General features: G+C 34.6%; 19 protein-coding genes. 14 read left to right on the top strand and 5 right to left on the bottom strand.

Annotation, left to right across the window (positions count from 1 at the left end):
- The first annotated feature begins 147 nt into the window (after positions 1-147).
- The 8 genes from yycF (at position 148) to rlmH (ending at position 9,568) form a co-directional block, all read left to right on the top strand.
- Positions 148-855 (top strand): response regulator YycF, encoded by a 708-nt coding sequence (gene yycF / locus HWQ49_RS09810; protein WP_188207437.1) that lies wholly within the window; start codon positions 148-150, stop codon positions 853-855.
- A 5-nt stretch (positions 856-860) separates the two neighbouring features.
- The gene (gene walK / locus HWQ49_RS09815) at positions 861-2,696 is read left to right on the top strand and encodes a cell wall metabolism sensor histidine kinase WalK (protein ID WP_188207438.1); all 1,836 of its coding nucleotides are present in this window, start codon (positions 861-863) and stop codon (positions 2,694-2,696) included.
- On the top strand, positions 2,693-4,027 hold the full coding sequence (locus HWQ49_RS09820; RefSeq protein ID WP_188207439.1) for a YycH family regulatory protein: 1,335 nt from the start codon (positions 2,693-2,695) through the stop codon (positions 4,025-4,027). Before walK ends, HWQ49_RS09820 begins: the two co-directional genes overlap by 4 nt.
- 1 nt (position 4,028) lies before the next feature.
- Positions 4,029-4,841, top strand: coding sequence for a two-component system regulatory protein YycI (locus HWQ49_RS09825; RefSeq protein WP_188207440.1), 813 nt, complete (start codon positions 4,029-4,031; stop codon positions 4,839-4,841).
- A gap of 20 nt (positions 4,842-4,861) precedes the next feature.
- Positions 4,862-5,656, top strand: coding sequence for an MBL fold metallo-hydrolase (locus HWQ49_RS09830; protein ID WP_188207441.1), 795 nt, complete (start codon positions 4,862-4,864; stop codon positions 5,654-5,656).
- A 27-nt stretch (positions 5,657-5,683) separates the two neighbouring features.
- Positions 5,684-6,931 (top strand): S1C family serine protease, encoded by a 1,248-nt coding sequence (locus tag HWQ49_RS09835; protein ID WP_188207442.1) that lies wholly within the window; start codon positions 5,684-5,686, stop codon positions 6,929-6,931.
- Positions 6,932-7,483: 552 nt separating this feature from the next.
- Positions 7,484-9,001: an asparagine synthase B gene (asnB, locus tag HWQ49_RS09840; RefSeq protein WP_317450925.1), complete on the top strand. Its 1,518-nt coding sequence runs from the start codon at positions 7,484-7,486 to the stop codon at positions 8,999-9,001.
- Positions 9,002-9,088: 87 nt separating this feature from the next.
- Entirely contained in the window at positions 9,089-9,568 is a 480-nt protein-coding gene (gene rlmH / locus HWQ49_RS09845; RefSeq protein WP_188207443.1) for a 23S rRNA (pseudouridine(1915)-N(3))-methyltransferase RlmH, read from the top strand.
- On the opposite strand, the gene HWQ49_RS09850 is transcribed toward rlmH, so the two are convergent.
- Complete coding sequence (locus HWQ49_RS09850) at positions 9,503-11,224, bottom strand: recombinase family protein (protein ID WP_188207444.1); 1,722 nt, start codon at positions 11,222-11,224, stop codon at positions 9,503-9,505. The genes rlmH and HWQ49_RS09850 overlap by 66 nt on opposite strands.
- Positions 11,225-11,602: 378 nt before the next feature.
- Between HWQ49_RS09850 and HWQ49_RS09855 the strand changes: the two genes are divergently transcribed.
- Together HWQ49_RS09855 and HWQ49_RS09860 are read left to right on the top strand one after the other, a co-directional pair.
- A complete protein-coding gene (locus HWQ49_RS09855; protein ID WP_223155106.1) occupies positions 11,603-12,259 on the top strand; it encodes a restriction endonuclease in 657 nt (218 codons plus the stop codon).
- Positions 12,260-12,307: 48 nt separating this feature from the next.
- Complete coding sequence (locus HWQ49_RS09860) at positions 12,308-12,574, top strand: hypothetical protein (protein WP_188207445.1); 267 nt, start codon at positions 12,308-12,310, stop codon at positions 12,572-12,574.
- Between the two features lie 154 nt (positions 12,575-12,728).
- Here HWQ49_RS09860 and HWQ49_RS09865 read toward each other — a convergent pair whose 3' ends face one another.
- On the bottom strand, positions 12,729-14,180 hold the full coding sequence (locus HWQ49_RS09865) for a recombinase family protein (protein ID WP_223155108.1): 1,452 nt from the start codon (positions 14,178-14,180) through the stop codon (positions 12,729-12,731).
- A 93-nt stretch (positions 14,181-14,273) separates the two neighbouring features.
- On the opposite strand from HWQ49_RS09865, the gene istA reads away from it, so the two are divergent.
- Together istA and istB are read left to right on the top strand one after the other, a co-directional pair.
- Positions 14,274-15,821, top strand: a complete 1,548-nt coding sequence (gene istA / locus HWQ49_RS09870; protein ID WP_188207446.1) for an IS21 family transposase — start codon at positions 14,274-14,276, stop codon at positions 15,819-15,821.
- A gap of 1 nt (position 15,822) precedes the next feature.
- Positions 15,823-16,566 (top strand): IS21-like element helper ATPase IstB, encoded by a 744-nt coding sequence (gene istB, locus HWQ49_RS09875; protein ID WP_188207447.1) that lies wholly within the window; start codon positions 15,823-15,825, stop codon positions 16,564-16,566.
- 125 nt (positions 16,567-16,691) lie between these two features.
- On the opposite strand, the gene HWQ49_RS09880 is transcribed toward istB, so the two are convergent.
- Positions 16,692-16,877 (bottom strand): hypothetical protein, encoded by a 186-nt coding sequence (locus HWQ49_RS09880; RefSeq protein ID WP_090869227.1) that lies wholly within the window; start codon positions 16,875-16,877, stop codon positions 16,692-16,694.
- A 261-nt stretch (positions 16,878-17,138) separates the two neighbouring features.
- Between HWQ49_RS09880 and HWQ49_RS09885 the strand changes: the two genes are divergently transcribed.
- Positions 17,139-17,363: a hypothetical protein gene (locus HWQ49_RS09885; protein WP_188207448.1), complete on the top strand. Its 225-nt coding sequence runs from the start codon at positions 17,139-17,141 to the stop codon at positions 17,361-17,363.
- 367 nt (positions 17,364-17,730) lie between these two features.
- Here HWQ49_RS09885 and HWQ49_RS09890 read toward each other — a convergent pair whose 3' ends face one another.
- Together HWQ49_RS09890 and HWQ49_RS09895 are read right to left on the bottom strand one after the other, a co-directional pair.
- Entirely contained in the window at positions 17,731-18,288 is a 558-nt protein-coding gene (locus HWQ49_RS09890) for a hypothetical protein (protein ID WP_188207449.1), read from the bottom strand.
- Between the two features lie 210 nt (positions 18,289-18,498).
- A complete protein-coding gene (locus HWQ49_RS09895; protein ID WP_223155109.1) occupies positions 18,499-19,809 on the bottom strand; it encodes a hypothetical protein in 1,311 nt (436 codons plus the stop codon).
- A 662-nt stretch (positions 19,810-20,471) separates the two neighbouring features.
- Here HWQ49_RS09895 and HWQ49_RS09900 point away from each other — a divergent pair.
- Positions 20,472-21,287, top strand: coding sequence for a hypothetical protein (locus tag HWQ49_RS09900; RefSeq protein ID WP_188207451.1), 816 nt, complete (start codon positions 20,472-20,474; stop codon positions 21,285-21,287).
- The last annotated feature ends 62 nt before the right edge of the window (positions 21,288-21,349 follow it).

Consider the following 21,349-nt stretch of genomic DNA (forward strand, 5'->3'; position numbering starts at 1 on the left):
TAGAGGTTTTCTTATATTAATTTGATCTATTGACTTTAGCGAATCGTCAAAACAATACAATTTATGCTATGTCTTATAATAAGACTTTTTACGAAAGTTACGATAAAATGAGTTCATAGACCATCAAATGAAGGAAGGTGTCCCTAGATGAGACATACCGTTCTAGTTGTCGATGATGAAAAACCAATTGCAGATATTCTACAGTTTAACTTGGAGAAAGAGGGTTACCATGTTGTTTGTGCTTATGACGGAGAAGAAGCGATTAAGTTGACCAAACAACATGAGCCTGACTTGATTTTGCTAGATATTATGTTACCAGAAAAAGACGGCATGGAAGTATGCCGGGAGATTCGAAAAGATTTTCAAATGCCAATAATTATGCTAACCGCAAAAGACTCAGAAATTGATAAAGTATTAGGGCTTGAACTTGGGGCAGATGACTATGTGACAAAACCATTTAGTAACAGGGAATTGGTAGCACGTGTAAAGGCTAATTTAAGGCGCACAGAAGCGGAGGAGTTAAATGCTAAAGCAAGTACCATTCCAAATATTCGGGTTGGAGCGTTAGAAATTAATCGCGAAAATTACTCGGTTACTCGTGATGGTGAACCAATCGATTTAACTCACCGTGAGTTTGAACTTTTATTATACTTAGCGAGACATATTGGACAAGTAATGACACGTGAGCATTTATTAGAAACTGTGTGGGGCTATGATTATTACGGAGATGTGCGTACGGTAGATGTTACGGTAAGAAGATTACGTGAGAAAATCGAAGAAAATCCGAGTAACCCAGCCTGGATAGTCACAAGGAGAGGGGTCGGTTATTACCTCAGAAACCCTGAGCAGGAGTAGATTGAATGAATAAATTGTTAGGATTCTTTAAATCGATCCAGCTTAAGTTCATCATTATTTATATTTTACTATTATTAATTGCCATTCAAGTCATTGGGGCATATTTTGCACGCCAATTAGAAACGCAATTACTTGAAAATTTCACTGAATCGATTAATGACCGTGTTCAGTTACTAAACTATAACTTAGAGCAATCTTTGTCAGCAGAAAGAGATGAGGACGATCCAGATCTAGAACAAGACGTCCGTTCGATTATTTATGATTTTGATTCAGATGATATTACAGAGATTCAAGTGATTGATAGTAACAGTCGTGTACTTGGAACGACGAGTCAGTTTGATCAAGATAATATCGGTAATCGAACAACAGAATTAAGGATTCAACGGGCTTTATCTGCTGGTAATCGAGAGGAAAATGTGGTTTATAATCCTCAAAATGGGCATCGAACCTTAGTGATCTCTACCCCCGTATATCATATTGAAACAGACGATATTATGGGGGCTTTGTATTTAGAAGCTTCTATGGAAGGAGTATACAGTCAACTTCAAGACATTAACCGTATTTTCGCAAATGGAACAGCTTTAGCCATTACAGTGTCGGCATTGCTAGGCATATTAGTAGCTAGAACCATAACTAAACCTATTACGGAAATGCGCAAGCAAGCGAAGTATATGGCTACTGGCGATTTTTCTAAGAAGGTTAATATATATGGAGAAGATGAGATTGGACAGCTCGCTGTTAGCTTTAATGAGTTAAATGATCAATTACAGTTAGCCCAGGCCACAACAGAAGGTGAACGGCGTAAATTAAGCTCTGTTTTATCTAATATGAATGATGGTGTAATTGCGACTGATGAATATGGTGACATCATTCTTATGAATGAGCCAGCGTCCAAATTAATCGGAAAACATTATATTGAAGTTCAAGGACAACCATTATTAGACGTGTTAGGTTTGCATTCACACGTGAATAGTTTAGAGGAAATTAACGAGATTGACAGAATAATTATTGATTTTTCCGAGGGAGATGAGCAATTACTATTAAAAGCTAATTTTTCAGTTATCCAAGATGATAATGATGAAATGAATGGCTTCTTGACGGTACTTAGTGATGTGACTGAGGAAGAAAAGATTGAGCGAGAACGTCGTGAGTTTGTTGCTAACGTTTCCCATGAATTAAGAACGCCATTAACTACTATGCGTAGTTATTTAGAAGCTTTAACCGATGGGAATACGTGGCAGGACGAAACGATTGCTCCCAAGTTTTTAAATGTTGTACAAAATGAATCCGAACGAATGATTCGATTAGTTAATGATTTGTTGCAACTATCTAAGATGGATAACAAAGATTATCGTTTGGAAAAAAGTCGGGTTGAGTATATCGATTATATTGACCAGGTTATCGATCGTTTCTCATTGAACCTTAAAGATGAACTTATGCTAACCCGTAGTCTCCCCCAAGATGTTTGTTACGTTTGGATGGACCAAGATAAATTAACTCAAGTTTTAGACAATATTATATCTAATGCGATTAAGTATTCACCTGAAGGCGGCGAGATTAATGTCACGGTCGTAAAGAATCGCCACCAAATATTAACCAAAGTTTCGGATGAGGGTGTAGGTATACCTGAAGAAAACTTGGAGAAGATTTTTGAACGGTTTTACCGTGTAGATAAGGCAAGAACTCGTCAGTTAGGTGGAACAGGTCTTGGGTTGGCCATTGCTAAAGAATTGATTGAAGCTCACGATGGGAAAATTTGGGCAGAAAGTCGTGAAGGTAAAGGGACGACTATTTCCTTTAGCTTGCCATTGATGCGAAAGAAACGGGGGCATCAATCATGAAGTTAGAGAAACTTAAGTCAATATTATTATTTATATTGGTCAGTACAAGCCTGTTATTAACACTTGCTATTTGGACATATCAACCGGAATATGAAGAATTAGATCCACCGACTTATTTAGAAGAAAATGAGTTAGAAGGTGAAAAGCATGAGATTCACTCCATTTTAAGGCCAAAGCAAATTATATTTAATAATTTTAGAACCTACTCCATGTTACCTGATAAGCAATTAGAAATGGATTTCTATGAAGAGTTAACAGAGTGGAGCTTTTCACATATTGAACCGTATCCTACTAGTGATCTAACAAGTATTTGGTCTCGTAATATGGAAGTTATCTTCCCTGTTGAAATACCTATGAAGATGATTGACCGAATTTTTAATGTTGATGAATTTGATTATAGCTGGAACCATACGTTTGATCGGGTATATTTCCAACTAGCTCAAGGGTCAGAGGAACACGTGAGAGCAACTTTTGCATCAAAAAATAGTGATCAAGTGTTACATGGTGAATTGATTTCAAGTGAGGCCTACTCGGCTATTCACGATTATATTTATAGTCCAGAAACCATTTCTGCCGAGCGATTAGAGCTAGATGAAGAGGATTATATCTATCTCCCAGCTGAGGAGATTGAGGTGCCGGAGCATACGATTTTGACTGATCATATTGATCAACAACCCCTTATTAACGTTTTGTTTAGTAATCCTTCACTGGTGAGACAACAAAATGCTTCTAGTGGACTAAACAGGGATCGATACTATACCGATGGAACACGTGCTTTAAGAACATTAGACATCTTTCATGATAATCATTATTTAATGTTTGTTAATCCATTGTCTGTGGACTCAACCGAAATGGAAATTGAAGATTTAATTAGAAGAAGTGTTGAATTTACTAATGATCACAGTGGATGGACAGATGATTTTCAATTAGATCACATTGAACAAGAAACAAATACCTTAAGCTACCGAATGCATTATGAAGGGTTACCTATTTTTGATGCAAATGGTCATTGGGTGATGGAGCAAACATGGTATGAAAATGATTTACAAGCCTTTAGTCGACCTTTATTTAAAGTGAGTACACCCTTTCAAAGTGAGGGAGAGACAAAACGATTATCATCAGGTTTGTCTATCTATCATTATTTCCAAAATAGTCAACAAGAGCTTTCACTCTCACTAGTTGAGGATGTTAAAATAGGTTATGAAGTTAGAACTGGTAATGATGTATCTAACGTCGTATTCTTAGAACCAACCTGGTACGTCAAGTATGCAGGGACATGGCGCCCACTAAGCTATTTTGAGGATCGCTTGACTATACAGGAGGATGGATAGTATGCAGTGGGGACAAATCAAAACCTTATTTATTGTTAGCTTTTTAATTCTTAATCTATTTCTAGTTCAACAATTCCTTGAGAAAATTGGAGAGACCAATTTAGAAACATTAGCTCAGGCTAGTTTTGAGGACAAGTTGGCAGCAGAAGAAATCAAGATTGGCGAATTGCCTGAACGAGGAATTAAAGAAACTTATATATCGGCTCAAAGGTATGAATTAAATGAAGAGGATCTTGATTTCTTAGAAGGGGCTTTAGATAATCAGCGCATAGCAGTTATAAATGGCGTCATGGTTGTCAGTGAGTTTATAGAGCCAGTCAATATTGAGGAAGATTTAGATTCTCTTAAAGAAGAAGTCTTGCATGGAGACAAATACGAATATTGGGATACTCATGAGGATATGATGTTATTTTTCCAAGTGGAAAATGAGCGTCCGATATTCTATAACTTCGCAGGAGTATTAGCTGTGGAATTGAATGAAGAAGGTGAAGCGATCAATTATATTCAAAGTATTTTGGATGAGCCGGTCGTTCAGAGTGAAGAACAAACTGTTTTAGATCCTATTGATGCGGTAGATGTTTTATATTCCAATAATGTATTTGAACCGCAAGATGAGCTAACCGATATGAGCTTAGGCTATCACACATTGGTTCCACTAGAGGAAGGTGTGCAAATTTTTACGCCTACATGGAGACTAACGATTAATGATGAACGTACTTATTTTGTTAATGCCATGGAGGGTCAGATGATTCCAAATGACGAAATAGATTTTGTTGAATCGATTAAAGAATATCAACACAGTCAAATTGAGTAATTAATTCGGAGTGAAGCAGAATGACATTACATTTTAGTGTGCTAGCATCAGGAAGCTCTGGTAATGCTTTTTATATAGGTACAGACCAAGTGAAGTTGTTAGTGGATGCTGGTTTAAGTGGAAAAAAGTTAAATGAATTATTGAATGAAGTTGATGTTGACCTAGGTGATATTGACGGAATTTTAGTGACACATGAACATAGTGATCATATCAAAGGTTTAGGAATTGTTGCTAGAAGGTATGGATTACCGATTTATGCTAACCCTAAAACGTGGAAGGCGATGGAAAATTCAATTGGTAAAGTGTCATTAGACCAACAATTCGAATTTCCTATGGAGTCCATTAGAACTTTTAAGGATTTAGATGTTGAAAGCTTTGGTGTCTCCCATGATGCTGCTGATCCGATGTTTTATGTTTTTCATTATGAGGGTAAAAAAGTAGCCATGCTTACGGATACTGGTTATGTGTCTGAACGAATGAAAAAGACGATTGAGAATGCGGACGCCTTATTGTTTGAAACGAATCATGATGTGGGTATGTTACAAATGGGAAAGTATCCATGGAATATAAAACGCCGTATCCTAAGTGATTTGGGCCACGTTTCCAATGATGATGCCGCCATTGCGATGATGGATATTATTGGAGATCAGACTAAGAAGGTATTCCTTGGTCACTTAAGTCAAGACAACAATATGGTAGACCTTGCTAGAATGAGTGTTGAACAGAAGCTGAAGCAGCATGGATTTCCAGTAGGAGAGGCCTTACAACTCGAAGATACGAGTCCTGTAAAGCCGACACCTATTTTTCATCTTTAAATAAAAACAAAATGTGAGGTGTTAAAAATGGGTTATTACGATGATCATATCCATAATAAAAAGGAACAAAATAAAGGTCGTAGTTGGCTTTTACCGGCAATTTTAGGATCTATTATTGGATCAATTATCATCTTGATGGCATTACCAGTTTTATCACAGACAAACATATTACCTTATGATTTGGGCTCACAAAATGAGAATAGTGGCAGTCCCAATGAAGATGTGGAAATTCAACAAGATTTAGATGGTGATGGAACATTTGAACAAAATTTACAAGTAGATGTACAATCGCGAACGACTGAAATTGTCGAAGAAGTTTCAGACTCAGTGGTGGGAGTTGTAAATATTCAAAACCAAAGTATTTTCGGTGGTCCGACTAATCAAAATTCTGAGGATGCGCCTACAGGGTCTGGAGTTGTTTATAAGATCACAGACGATAATGCTTATATTGTAACTAACCACCACGTCATTGAAGGAGCTGATTCGGTAGAAATTGTCTTTGCCGATGATACTCAAGTAGAAGCGGATATAGTTGGTAGTGATGTCTATTCTGACTTAGCTGTCCTACGAGTTGATGATGAATATGCCGATCAAGTGATTCCATTAGGTCAATCAGAGACGATTAATGTAGGTGAACCTGTGCTTGCAATTGGTAATCCATTAGGCTTACAGTTTGCAGGATCAGTTACACAAGGTATTATAAGTGGTAAAGATCGCCTCATTCCAATTGATCTCACTAATAATGGTGTTGTTGACTGGCAGGCTGAAGTCATCCAGACTGATGCGGCCATCAACCCTGGTAACTCAGGTGGAGCCTTAGTTAACATGCAAGGTGAATTGATTGGTATTAACTCAATGAAAATTGCATCACATCAATTGGAAGGTTTAGGTTTTTCTATCCCAATTGATATGGCCCGTCCAATTATGGAGGAGTTAGAACAACATGGAGTGGTCACGCGGTCTTACTTAGGTATCTCCCCTTATTCACTTGGAGATGTCGCTCAATTCCATTGGGACAATACACTAAACTTGCCAGAAGAGGTTGAGGGTGGAGTATTAGTCTCATCAGTCGAATCTACATCACCGGCTGGTCAAGCTGGATTAGAGCAGTATGATGTGATTGTTGAGCTAGATGGAGAACCGGTCATGAATGTACTTGAACTCCGTCAGTACCTCTACACGGATACAAGTCCAGGTGATGAGCTAACGATTACATTCTACCGAAATGGAGAATTACAAGAAGTCACTACAACATTAACTTCACAGGATTTTTAATCAAAAGATAACAACGACTTGCTCATACATGTGAGCAAGTCGTTTTTTTATACACACAGGAATGTTCGTAAATAAGGGTTATACACAAAATTGGTCAACTTATTAACATTATGTGTATAGTTAAACGTCGACTTATATATCTAGTAGTAATACTTTGGTTTTTAACTAAATATAGCACGAACATATGTTGATATGTTGATAAATCTGTGGATAAAAGGCCATTTGTGAATAAACACTGTTGAAAACCTGTTGATTATTCACTTATGCACAATGATTGTAAACAAATTGTTGATAACTGTAGTAAAACCCATGAGATCAAGATCTACTTTCATCAAGGGGCACATGTGAATAATTGACTGAGGAAAATTAATGTTCGTATTAAAAACGTGGAATGGTGAGAAATGGCAGGTAAATTTTCAAAAATGGCTCGTAAACAAAGTAGAATAGCTAGGACTACGTCATAGCTAGTTATATCCAAGTAGGGTCAACTTGTCATAAGAAGACGGTTTGGTAAAATGATATACAATTGTGAATGGATACTAAAATTATGAGGTGATATTTATTTGTGGAATCTTTGCACGAACTGGACATTTAATGGATGATGAGATGGACCGTATATTACATAGTATGGAACATAGAGGGCCTGATGAAGGGAAAACGGTTCAGTTAGATCAATTCCATTTAGGCCATCAACGACTATCAATTATCGGATTAGACGATGGAATTCAGCCAATCGGCAATGAAGATCAACATAAATGGGTCGTCGTAAACGGAGAAATCTATAATTATCCACAGCTTAAACCACAATATGAGGATAAACATACGTTCTTAACAGAGTCAGATAGTGAAATTGTGTTAAAAGTTCTTGAAGAAGATGGGGTAGACGGAATCAAAAAGCTTGATGGCATGTTTGCTTTTTTCTTTGCTGATGAAGATAACCATTCATTTGTTGCAGCGAGAGATACGTTAGGAATTAAACCATTGTATTATGGAAAAGATCAACATGGCAAATACATGTTTGCTTCAGAGATGAAAACACTTTATCTGATTACAGAAGAAGTAAATGAATTTCCTGCAGGACATTATTACACACCAGAAACCGGTTTTGTTTGCTACCGTCAAATAGAGCGACCCCATCAAGAGGAAATAGGTCAAACTGATGTTGATCAGTGTTGCTCAGCGATTAATCAATACTTAGAAAATGCTGTGAAAAAACGGTTACTATCTGATGTTGAAGTTGGCGTTTTATTGAGTGGTGGTTTAGATAGTAGCTTAATTGCTGCAATTGCTAAAAAGCATCATGAAGGAGATCCACCACTTAAATCATTTTGTGTCGGTTCAGAAGGTAGTGAAGATATCCTTCGAGCAAGAGAAGTTGCTGAAGCGATCGGAACGGACCATTATGAATATATTTATACGAAAGAAGAGTTAGTTGAAGTCATTCGTACGGTGATTTATCATCTAGAATCATATGAACCGTCATTAGTTAGAAGCGCCTTGCCGAACTATTTTGTATCTAAATTAGCATCAAAACATGTGAAAGTGATTCTCTCAGGTGAAGGTGCAGATGAATTATTTGCAGGGTATGATTACTTGACAGACTTTCATTCAACAGACATGCTCAATGACGAAATTATTCGGATCATTAACTCACTTCACAATATTAACTTACAGCGTGCTGACCGAATGAGTATGGCGCATTCGCTAGAGTTACGAGTACCATTTTTGGATTTGGAATTAATTGATGAGGCTTTAAAAATCCCCGTTGATCTGAAGCTACATAAAGATGGGCAAATGGAGAAATGGATTTTAAGGAAGTCATTTGATGGAGTAATCCCAGAAAGTGTATTGTGGCGAAAGAAAGAAGAGTTTTCTGCTGGTAGTGGAGCTCTTGATATCTTAGAGCAGTATGCGAATGAAACGATATCGGACCATGAACTTTTAACCTATCAACAAGAAGCGGAAATTGAACTAAGAACTAAACAAGAGTGCTTATATTATAAGATTTTTAAAGAACTATTTCCAAGTAAATCGGCACTTGAAACAGTTGGTAAATGGGCAACCGCATAATTAATTTTAAAACCTCGACTAAAACAAGTCGGGGTTTTATAGTTTAGTGAAATTATTATATACTACAGGTAATGGAGGTGTAACGCCATGAACATAACCATTGTTGCCGTTGGTAAACTCAAAGAAAAATATTTAAAACAAGGAATAGATGAATACTTAAAACGCTTAAGTAAGTATGCCAAAGTCAAAATTGAAGAGATCCCAGATGAGCAAGCTCCAGATAACCTAAGCAAAGCAGATGAAGAAGCGGTGAAACAAAAAGAAGGAGATAAAATCCTAACCAAGTTATCCACAGACACCTATGTAATTACGTTGGAGATTGAAGGGAAGCCATTAACATCAGAAGCTTTCGCTAAAAAGATGGACGAGTTAGCTACATACGGCAAGAGTAAAGTCGCATTCGTGATTGGAGGATCGCTAGGTTTAAGCGATGAGGTGAAGCAAAGAAGTGACTTTGCCATTTCGTTTAGTCATATGACTTATCCACACCAGTTAATGAGATTAGTGTTGTTGGAGCAAGTTTATCGTGGGTTTAGGATTAATAGGGGTGAACCGTACCATAAATAGAGGCAAAAATTGTTCAAGATAAGGTGGTAATTTATCGTTAGAAACTGTTGTTTGAGGCAGGATTACTCCCTCTTCATCAGTTTCTAAATATAATAAGTGGATTAAGGCAAAAGTTTTTGAGATATTAACTTCAGTGAAATCAAAATCGAGTTCTATTGTATCCACAACACGTGTTTTATCTTTAGGTTGAAAAATGCTAATACTTTCTATCAATAATTGTAGTAATTGTTTTTGTTTATTTCTAGATGATCGTTCATAAGTTTCAGTAAACTTTCTTAAAAGGACATGAAGAAGATCTGGCTGTATAACCTTAGTATCGATTGAGCTGAGTTTAGTACTTAGTTCATTTTTTCTTTGTTCTAATGTTGATTTTTCCTCGGATACATCCTTTAGTCGCTCTTGTAAAATATCCACAGGAAATAGATTTTGTTCATATGCCTCGAAATATTTATCTTGAAGTTCTTTCAATTCGATAATTCTAATATCAACATTTTTTAATTCTGATTGGATTTCTTTAGTAGAATTAACGGAGTCTTTATTAAGTGAATTAATCTTTAACGCGAATTCCTCTTTGTTATTAATTAATTCCTGAATTTTTTCTATAGTTGTACTTTCCGCATTATAAGCTTTAATTGAATTAGCTCTACAAGCGGAAGACCCCTTGTTGTGAAAATCGCTGCATACATAATATCGATGCTTTCTTTTTGTGCCGTCTTTACGTGTATAGGTGGTAATTGATGGAACCATACCTTGTCCGCAATCAGGACATCGTAATATGCTGCTTAACAAAAATGGTTCATTTGATTGTCTCTGTTTAAAAGATTTACTTTTTCTTCGAGTTTGTACTATATTCCATAACTCGTCACTGATTATCGCTTCGTGTTTACCTTCTACCAGTATAGGATTTGGATTTTTTCCTTTTCTGCGTTTAGTATCCCAATTTTCTACTTTAAGCCAACTAATCTTTCCATTATATATGGGATTGTCTAAGATAGTTGCGATGCCGTTAATTGAAAAATAACGATCTTTTTTTGTACGGTATCCTTGTTTGTTTACATAGTTTGCAATGGCCTTTAATCCTTTTCCTTTTGCATATTGATCAAAGATAAGTTGAATAACATTTGATTCCTTTTGATTGATAATAAGTTCCTTTTCAATTGAATCGTAACCAAACACAATTCCACCATTCCATTCACCTTGGAGAGCGCGTTGTTTCATGCCAAGTTTTACGTTTTCAGATAGTGTATTCCTTTCCATTTCGGCAATGGAAGCCATAAGCTGCAGAACAAGTCTTCCGATGGGACTACCAGTATCAAAGTTTTCCGAGTAAGAAATGAATTTCACATTATATTCTTCAAATTTATCCAAAAGAACCAACGTGTCCAACATGTTACGTGAAAGACGAGAGATCTTCCAGACTAAAACAGCTTGGAATTTATTCTTCTCTATATCTGACACAAGTCGTTGCATGGCGGGTCGTCCTTTAATCGATTTTCCACTTATCCCTTCATCAATATATTCGTCACTTACATCCCAACCATATAACTTTGCGTATTGACGTAGGGTATCCAGTTGAGCGTCAATACTGTATCCCTCACTTGCTTGCTCTTCTGTGCTGACGCGGCAATAGATAGCGACTTTTTTTATTTCATTCATTTATATCCTCCCTTCATCTTAAATAATACTATGAATTTAAGTAAGGGGAAAACGAGTTTTATATGTCACAGTCAGAACACAAAGAGCAATGAATAGATTGACTAAGGGATTATCAAATTAGTTGCTAAGACTTTGGATTGTATGGCTCATTTATTCTAAGAAGATTACCGCACAATTCATTTCAACTTCAATAGAACAACTCCCCCCGCCTTTCATTTGAATTTTTGGCAACGTTCAAATCCTTTTACAAATCATCTATCCCTTTCTTTATATCAAATAATCCATTAAACTAAACGGTGGTATAATATGTAAATTTCGCAAGTGAATAAAAATTAAAAGTAGGATGTGAACAAGATTAATAAGAAAGATAGAAAACTATTGGCTAACGTTACTTCAGGACTCTTTTTAATAATAAGTTTATATTTATATTGGATTGTTTTTCACAGTACTAATATTTATATACTTTTCGGAATTATTCTCACTACTGCTATAATTGATGGTATAACTTATAACGCGCTATCAAAAAAAGGAAAGACTAAAAAACGGGCAAATTCTTCACGTAATAATTCAAGAAAATATAAAAACACGGAAGACTTTAATCGATTAAGAAGCGATGAAAATATAATAGAATCTACATTGGAAGAACTTTCATGGCGAGAATTTGAAAGAATTTGTTATCTATATTTTAAGGCAAGGGGTTATAAACCAAGGGAAACATCCAACGGTGCAGATGGAGGGGTTGATTTGATAATTTTTAACCGATACCATCAAACGAATGAAGCGGTTCAAATTAAACATTACCTATCATCTAAAAACCAAATTACTGTAAGAGAAATTAGAGAACTTAACTCAGCAAAGAGAAATCATGACTGTGTATTGGGAAGGTTTATAACCAGCTCTGGCTACACTCGGGAGGCATTAATTGAAGCGGATAAATATAAAATTCAGTGCCATAGTATTGAGTGGGTAAAAAGTCGAATAGAAAAATGGAGGAAATCAGAGCTAGCAAAGATAAGTGATAAAAAGGCGAAATAGATTTTGGTTTATTATGTAACTAAAATATTCACAAAAGTGAGTGATACGATGAAGTTATTATTATGTAGCGAATGCTATGATGTTTTTAGTCTTGATTTTCATCTTAAAAGTTGTACGTGTGGACAAACAGAAGGAAAGTATATCGACGACATAAACGCAATCTACGCGGGACGAAGTGCAATTCCATTAGGTTTTAATAATTTAACCGTTGTTGAAGCAATTAAGAAACAACCCGAAAAAGGATGGGGAGAAGAGTTTAAGGCATTTGTCATACCTAAAGATTGTCCAACATTTAAAAGAAAGAACTGCGATTAAATAAACAAGTTATAGCAAAAAAGGAGAAGGGAAATTGCCCCTCTCCGTTACTCACTTACTAGTTTATTAAGATCATTTAAGTCAAAATTATATATAATACTTTTGATTTTCCGATCCTGAGTTTTGTTGCCTTTAGTAACATGGACTTCCTTAATTATACTGTGAACAAGCTTTTTCTTTTCAGTGTCTGAAAGTGCAAGATAAAAGTCTTTAAAATTACTAACCGAAAAATTAATAATATATTAATATGCTCACTTTGTTTTAACTCTAATTGTTTTGAAATGCTTTCTAGTTTAGATTTCTCCCTATTTATATCCTCTTGATGAGTTACTATTTTTTCCTTCAATAAATCACCACCCAGATTTAGGGTAGTATCACTCATTAAATCTATAGTAGTTAACAATTTTTCCTCATGTTTTTGAATCTTCCCCTTAATATTGTTGGCTTCTTTCTCCAAAGGTTCAAGTTCATAAGATAAATTAGATTTAGTAACATCATAAATGATCGGAGAAAGATTCTTTTCATTTAAAAAAGTAATTAATTTATCCTGAACAAATTCCTCTGCATACTCCTTTTTTATTAAATTAGAAGAACATGCTTTCTTACCACTATTCTTGTTTTTACTGCATTGATAATATTTATATTTTTGACTACTGTTCCCTTGAACCATAGATGAACCACATTGAGGACACTTTAGTAAACCCGAAAGAGGATATGAACCGGGGTGAACCTTTTTGGGTGTATAAGTTCTAGATTGCATTACTTCTTTAACTTTATTCCATAATGACATTTCAATTATTGGACTGTGTTGTCCTTTTTTATATTCTTCTCTCCATTTCGTGTTACCAATATAAATTTGATTTTGTAATATGGTTTTCACGGAGTTAATAGTCCACTCATTGTTATACTTGGTTTGAACCCCTTGGATGTTAAGTTTTGAAGCAATTTTTTTATATCCCCACTTATTAAAAGCATATTTTTCAAAAATATATTTTACTATTTTAGCCTCGTCGGGGTCTATTATCAATTCTTTATCTTTAGTTTTATAACCAAATACTTTTCCCCCTAAAAAGTAACCATCTTCAGCTTTTTTCTCCATACCTGAGTTAGTTCTAAACGCTATGAATTCACGCTCCAATTGAGCTACTAATGACATTATATGAACAAGTATTTCTGCTTTAGGGTCTTCCGTATTTATATTGTCTGCTATTGAAATAAGATGCTTATCTAGTGAATTTAGTCGCTTCATTATATATAAAGTATCTAAAGTATCACGCGAAATGCGGTCCTGTTTAAGAACAATTATATAGTCTATATTTTCCTTTTTGCTTATTGTTCTGTTATACATTTCTTTAAAGGCATCTCTTCCATCAAAACTTTTAGCTGATTTAAGATCATCTGTATAAATTTCTACCAGTTCAATACCATTTCTTTCACAGTACTTTATTATTTCTTCAGTTTGTTTTTCAATTGAAGTATCCTCCAATTGCTTTCTCGGACTTCTTCTTGTATATCCGACCGCTCTTTTTAATCGATGTTTAGGCTTCTTTGAATAAAGACATGGGATAGACCCACTGTTGACATCTTTTTGATCCACTAATGACATGTTTTTGCCCCATCAATGACTTACATTGATCCAACCTCTTATATAATAGACTTGCACCATCAGGTGCAAATCTACTATATTGGAGGTTTTTTCATGGTAAAGTATCGTGACATATTAAGACTCCATGCTCAAGGAGTCACACAAAGGGGGATAGCATCTAGTTGTGGTCATTCTAGAAATACCATTCGGAATGTAGTCAATAGAGCCAAGGAAAAGGGATTCTCTTGGCCGTTTGAAAACAATCTTACAGATGCAGATATTCAAAGTATCTTATTTCCAGAAAAGCATCAGTCTTTAGACTTCAGAAGAAAACCCGACTGCGAATACATTCATAAGGAATTAGCTAAGTCTGGTGTCACTCTATCGCTATTATGGGATGAGTATTCATTAAACTGTAGGGAGAACAATGAAATCCCATATGGTTATCGACAGTTTTGTCGCTTTTATCATAATTATGCGATTAAAACCAAAGCCACCATGCGTATTAAACGAAAGCCAGGTGAAATTCTTGAAGTGGACTGGGCTGGACAAACTATGAATCTAACAGACAATCTTACGGGTGAAGCAATACCTGTCTATATATTCGTAGCTACCTTACCTTGTAGTCAGTATTCATATGTAGAGGGATTTCTTTCAATGAATACGGAGAATTGGCTTACAGCCCATATTAATACTTTTAAATTTTATGGTGGTGTTCCACGTATTATTGTGCCTGATAACTTAAAAACAGGTGTGATTAAAGCTTCAAGGTCTGAACCAATTATTAATAGGAGCTATCAAGAAATGGCGGAATATTACCAATCTACAATCATTCCCGCACGTGTGCGCCATCCGAAAGATAAACCAAGCGCAGAGGGGACTGTAGGACATATATCAACATGGATTATTGCCTCGCTTCGTCATGAGAAATTCTTTTCTTTAATTGAACTGAACAAAGCAATTCATGAGAAATTAAAAGATTTTAATTTAAGGTCTTTCCAGAAAAAAGATGGAAACAGACAGACGGCCTACTTTGAAGAGGAGAAATTTGCGATGGGACCTCTGCCTGCTTCACCGTACGAAATCGCCACTTGGCAAAAGGCAACCGTACAATATGATTATCACATAAATATGAATAAAATGTATTATTCCGTTCCCTATGATTATATCAAGCATCAAGTAGATGTGAGAGTGGCTCGGAACACCATTGAAGTATTTTACAAAAGCCTTCGGATTGCTTCTCATAAAAAAATGACAGGAAAAAAGGGACAATCCTCCACTCTTCCTGATCACATGCCGAGGGAGCATCAACAATATATTGACTTTAACCAAGAGTATGTTTTGAAGTGGGCGCGATCAGTTGGTAATCATGCTCTTAAAACAGTTGAGAGCATACTAGCTTCTTATCAGTCAGAAAAGCAAGGATTGAAATCATGCCTGGGTTTAATAAAGTTAGCGGATAAGCATTCCATAGAGCGGCTCGAATTGGCATGTGAAAAAGCTTTATCTTATACTCCTCGCCCAACACTAAAAAGTATCCAAACCATTTTAAAAACTGGACAAGAGAAAGTTATGAATGAAAATGACAGAAGTTCACTAAATCAAACGAATAAAAGCTCTTACGGATTCACCCGTGGAGCTGACTACTATGGAGGTAATTAGAATGACAACTGAAAACACATTATCCAAATTGAATGACATGAGATTAACTGCCATGGCAGAGACATTTAGAGATCAGTTACGTAATCCAGAATATCAGGAACTTTCATTTGAAGAACGTTTTGGCTTACTAGTTGATATAGAATGGTCGCGTAAACAAAATAATAAATTAGACCGAATCATTAAAGCAGCAGAATTAAGAGACAATCAAGCCTCTGTTGAAGATATTGAATATCATCCCGATAGAAAGCTTGATAAAGCTCAGGTCCTTCGGCTCGCTACTGGGCAATACATCCAAGATCGACACAACATCATTGTGAAAGGTGCTTCAGGAAATGGCAAAACATACTTAGCATGTGCATTTGGCCTTGCGGCTTGTCGACAGTTCTACAAAGTCAAATATACGAGGTTGCCAGACTTATTAGATGAACTCGCAATCGCAAGAGGAGAAGGCACTTACCGCAAGGTAATGAAAAAGTATAAAAAAGTGAATCTTTTAATACTAGATGAATGGTTATTAACCCCTTTAAGAGAAAATGAGGCAAGAGACCTTTTAGAAATTGTAGAATCCAGACATCATGAGGCCTCCACTATTTTCTGTTCTCAATTTGATCCGAAAGGATGGCATGAGAAAATTGGAGAGGGAACATTAGCAGACGCTATTTTAGATCGCATTGTCCATGATTCCTACAATATTTTAATAGATGGTAAGGTTTCAATGAGGGAACGACACGGTTTAAATCAATAGTAACTCTAGGGCCACTATCATATTGGTAGTGGCTCACTTCATGTCATCAAAGGGGCAAAAACATGTCACGCATGGGTCAAAAAGATGACAAACGTGGATCACTTAAAGGACAATATTCATTCTTATCATTTTTCATTTGATGTACCCTCTTTCCCTTGTAATAATTTCATCTCAAGGTCATTGGAGTATTTAATAATGAGGTCAGACAAGAATTCTAAAAAATCGGAGGCTTTGATTTTACCTGAGTCTTCTTCGATTGCTAATATAGATTCATAGTGAGCATTATAGTCAAATTTGTTTTCTTTCTTCATTTTTTTCACCTCTATTGAAATTAATATAAAGTAGATAAATGCTAGCTTTTTATCTAATGAAAATAAAATTTTGGGTTGGCCAATCACCTAAATTTGAAATAGTTTACTTTGAAAATTTTAATATTTTAAGAGGGAAAATGAAATTTAATATTCAGATAACTTATACCTTAATGTTCAAATTTCTTTTCGTTCTATAAACTGTTAAAATATAGATAATTAATATACTTTGAAGTTTTCGCCTTAGTTAAGGGGGAGTTAAGAGTGGCATATCAATCAGAGGCACAACTGGAAAAAAATATGATTGAACAGCTTGTTCGACAACAATATGAAAAAGTAACTGTAAACAATGAAAGTGAACTTATACATAACTTTAGGGAACAATTGAATAAATTTAATAAAAAGAAGTTAAAAGAAGATCCATTGATAGACGAAGAGTTTAGTCGTTTCTTAACTCAAATTATGGTGATGTTAAGAGAGGAAATGTGAATAAAGTGATTATTAAAGATCCAACTCGTATCAGCAGGGATAATACAAATATCACAAAGATAGTTAATTTTATAAAAAACAACGGAACTAAATTGGAAATGGCTACGAAGTAAGGTGTCTTTGGCACTTCATTTATGTATGAAATGGCAGTATATTTTCTGTATATCAAAAGACCTTCAACAACCTACCAATGTATAAAATGGTGTATATTGAAGGTCTTTTGATTATGGAGATTATTGAAGTAAAGCCACCCCTAAGTGAAATAAGGATGAGACTCTATTAGCTGATTGTGTTTGACACATTATACACGTACTTACATTAGAAGCCCTTGGTAGTTCTAAAGCAACTGGGTTCTACTAATACTTTTTTATACAACTGGCACCCAATATTCAGACCAGTAATTTTTTCTTAAATATTCGTTTCCGTTTGACTTGTCCATAGTCTCGATTAATTCTCTCAAAATAAGAAACTGAGCTGCAACAGAGTTCACTGCGTTTAATAAGTTTCCTTTTGTGACATTTTTAATCCTATCGTGTTTAATCGATTGGTAATCTCTCCACCACATTAAATTAGCATAAGACTTTGTTGCATCGGTATTTTCAAAAGGGAAAATTATTATGCTATCATCGTTTATAGTATTTATACCAGTAGCAAGACCATTATCATTTTCGAAATACTTTCCAATTACTCGGGCATAATCTTTCATTTTAAAATATTTACCTTCACTTTGAATACCATAATTATCGCAAAGCCGCTTAAATAATGAATCTAGTTCTGAACAAGATAGCAATATAATAGATGCAAACTCATCAGAATAAGCATCTTTATTTTTATTAGAATGTGTTACATACTGATTAGTTTTTACTAACATTTTTTCAATGGAAAGATAATATTGCCAATGCATTTCAAATACAGATCTATTCAAAGATATTATCCTTTCTACACTTAGTGGTAATTCTACTATTAATTAAAGATAACAGTTTTGTGTCCGCTTGAGATAATAATCTTCAAGCTCCTAGACTTCGCTGCCCTAAATAATTTTAGGATATAATATTTTCCACCTACAAAATTAATGCAGCCTTTAGTAGTTAATATATAACAATTTTTCATTTTTCATTGCTAGAATTTACTTTTTCTATGAGAAAAGATTTTTATATTCTTCTTCCACCTCATCCCCTAACAATTCTTTAGCAGTTTCTAGTAAAACCTTATTTTTGCCACCGTACCTTCCATCATAGCATTGTGGATTATCATTAACTTCGCTTAGCAAGCGTTTCATTTGTTTTTTATTAAAGCCAGTAAAGAATGGTCTAATACAGTGTTCAAACGTTATGTCCGCAGCATCATAAGAACCACTGTGATAGTAATGACTAATCATCAAATCATAAAAATCCTCAATGTTTTTATCTCCAGCTTTAGATAATAAAAAAGTGATCTCGCCGTTTTTTAACAGATACGTTTGAATATAAGGTTGATTAATATAAGTTCCATAGCTATGTAACTTGGAGTCGAGATGGTTCAAGTGTTCTTCTAGAGTATCAAACAAGAAGGTTCCTTTAACTGTCAATTTTTTTGAATCCTTTATCCGAATTTTTAATATCTCCTGTGCATGTTCATGTAATTCATTGTATATATTTGGAAATTCTGCTAAGAAATCAACTAACTTGGTCAGTATTTTAGCATCTCCATCTAAGAAATCACTAAAATAGGTGGATTCTTTTTTTATATTTTCAAAGAGGTTTTGTTCATACTTCTTATAAATGACTAAAAGAACACGAAAATTAATATCCCTATTGTCACTCTCTCTTTTACTATTTTTCTTAAATACTAGTTTCCATAAGTGTTTAAATATGTATTCAACAAGCTCTCTGTTAGAATAAACTAAAAACTTTGATTCTAAGTACTTCGTTAGTCGTTCTTCTGTAGGAAAATCATTTTTAATTCTCTCTATTTCTAGAACAAAAGGAAGGAAAACATTTTTAGTGAGTAATGGGTGTTTATTTAGTAAACCCTCTAGCATATTAATTATAAGGGATTTTGTCAATTCCTCATTAGGTGTGTATAAAATCTCTAATGAATTTAATACCGGATGCCCGGATAGATTACGATATTTTTTTAAAGTTGTAATATGCGTATACACATCATTTTCTAGTAACTTAGCTTCTTTAAAGGATTTTTCAATAAGTTTATTTTCCCAATCCGGTGAAACAGGATCTTCTTCTTTTTGTACTTCCAATTCTTGTAAAATTTTTTTAGCTTTTTCATCATTATGGATATCCTTTAAGTCATTTAATTTAAACACTAGATCACAAATTACTACGGTATATAACATTACAACTGCTGATCTATAATTTCCGTTCTTGTAGGAGCTGAGAACTTCTCTAAAGTATTCTTTTGTTTTTTGATGATAGATGCTCTCGGTAAGTGTATCCAGTTTTTGTTCCATTCCCTCTACCCTTCCTGATGTTTTCATATTTTATTAAAGAGTTTAACATAAGATTTCGCAAATCCTCTAAACAAGCTTGTTTTGGCTTCTTCAACTAAACTGCCTCCGTTAGATTAAGATCACTATTCACAAACTATATTTTTGTTATAACTAAATTTTAACATAAATACCCATTAGTTATGGAAGCTCTTCCCTCCAAAATTTGGCCCTTATCTGAAGATTTCAATACAAGATAAACGTATAAATATCACAAATCATACATTTGAAAGCTGGTTTATTTATACCACTTTGCTAATAAAAATACTGGCAACAACGTACATAGAATAAATGCCAAATTCCAAAATAAGGGAACCTTTTTAAATACCTAGCATATTTACAACATGGACTATAATAATATTGTTCCTAGCCGGGAAAAATGCTATAAGGGTAATAACTTACCATCTAAGTTTTTCGCGTATTTTACAGTCCCAAAATGCTTAAAAGATGATTTTTTTCAAAAGTTTACTTTAATATACAAAAATTATATACTGTAATTGTATGTCTGACATACGGCAAGGCCACCGGTGACACACAGGGATCATCGGTGGCTCTTTTATTATTTATGATTGAATTATTAGTGATGTAGAATAACAAGTCGTTACAAAGTTAGAGGTGTGTACCAGATGTCGTATATCAGAAAGACTTGGAGAGAATATATTTATGAGGAAATACAAGAAGATAGAGAGACTTATTATGTAGAATATCATCCTATCAACCTCAAAAGTTATTATTTTGCTCATTTGAATTTGGTGTTTATTAACATTCCTAAAACTACAGAGGAAATTATTGATATTAAGGAAAAAGAATTAACTGAGTGGCTAAAAAGATTTCCATTACCAATTATGGTCACGTCCTTTGATCGAAAAGGTGATAAAATCTCTATAAATGATAATAAAGTGTTTATGGGTTATATAAACAATGAGAAAGGAACTATTGTAAAGAAGTGGGGAAGTATTTCTGTTGAGGAAATTCCCGAAGAGCAGCTAAGTGATCAATTTATAAAAAAAGTATATGGTGATTTGCCATTTATACATAGAAAAGAAAAAGATCAAAGTTCCAAAATGAAAGCAAGTGAGATGAAAAAAATAAAAAATCTAGTAGATTTCACTTTTTATACATGGTTATTTTTATCTATAATAATTGCTTTTATCGGGTGGCAAAGTTATTGGGTAGGAGCATTAGCTTTTGGATATTCAGTATATAAAACATTAGACAGAGCATTAAAGATGTTAGGTGTTAAAAATAAAAGGCAAATTGAAAAAGATGAAAAAGAAAGAAAAATGCGCCATTATTATCATCACTGTGAGAGAAATCCACTTGGTTTCGCAAAGTTAAGAGCTGAAAACTTTGAGAAGGATGAAGAGCAGCAAATTCATAAAACTAAAGAAAGATTAAATTCTATCAATTTTAAAAAAGAACCCACAACCTTTGTAGACTGACATAGCGAAATGAGACAAAGATAAAACACCTTCTTAGGCTGCTTTTACTCCGAAATTAATTG

Origin of the sequence: Alkalibacillus aidingensis (assembly GCF_014595945.1) — a bacterium.
Classification (GTDB): domain Bacteria; phylum Bacillota; class Bacilli; order Bacillales; family Alkalibacillaceae; genus Alkalibacillus; species Alkalibacillus aidingensis.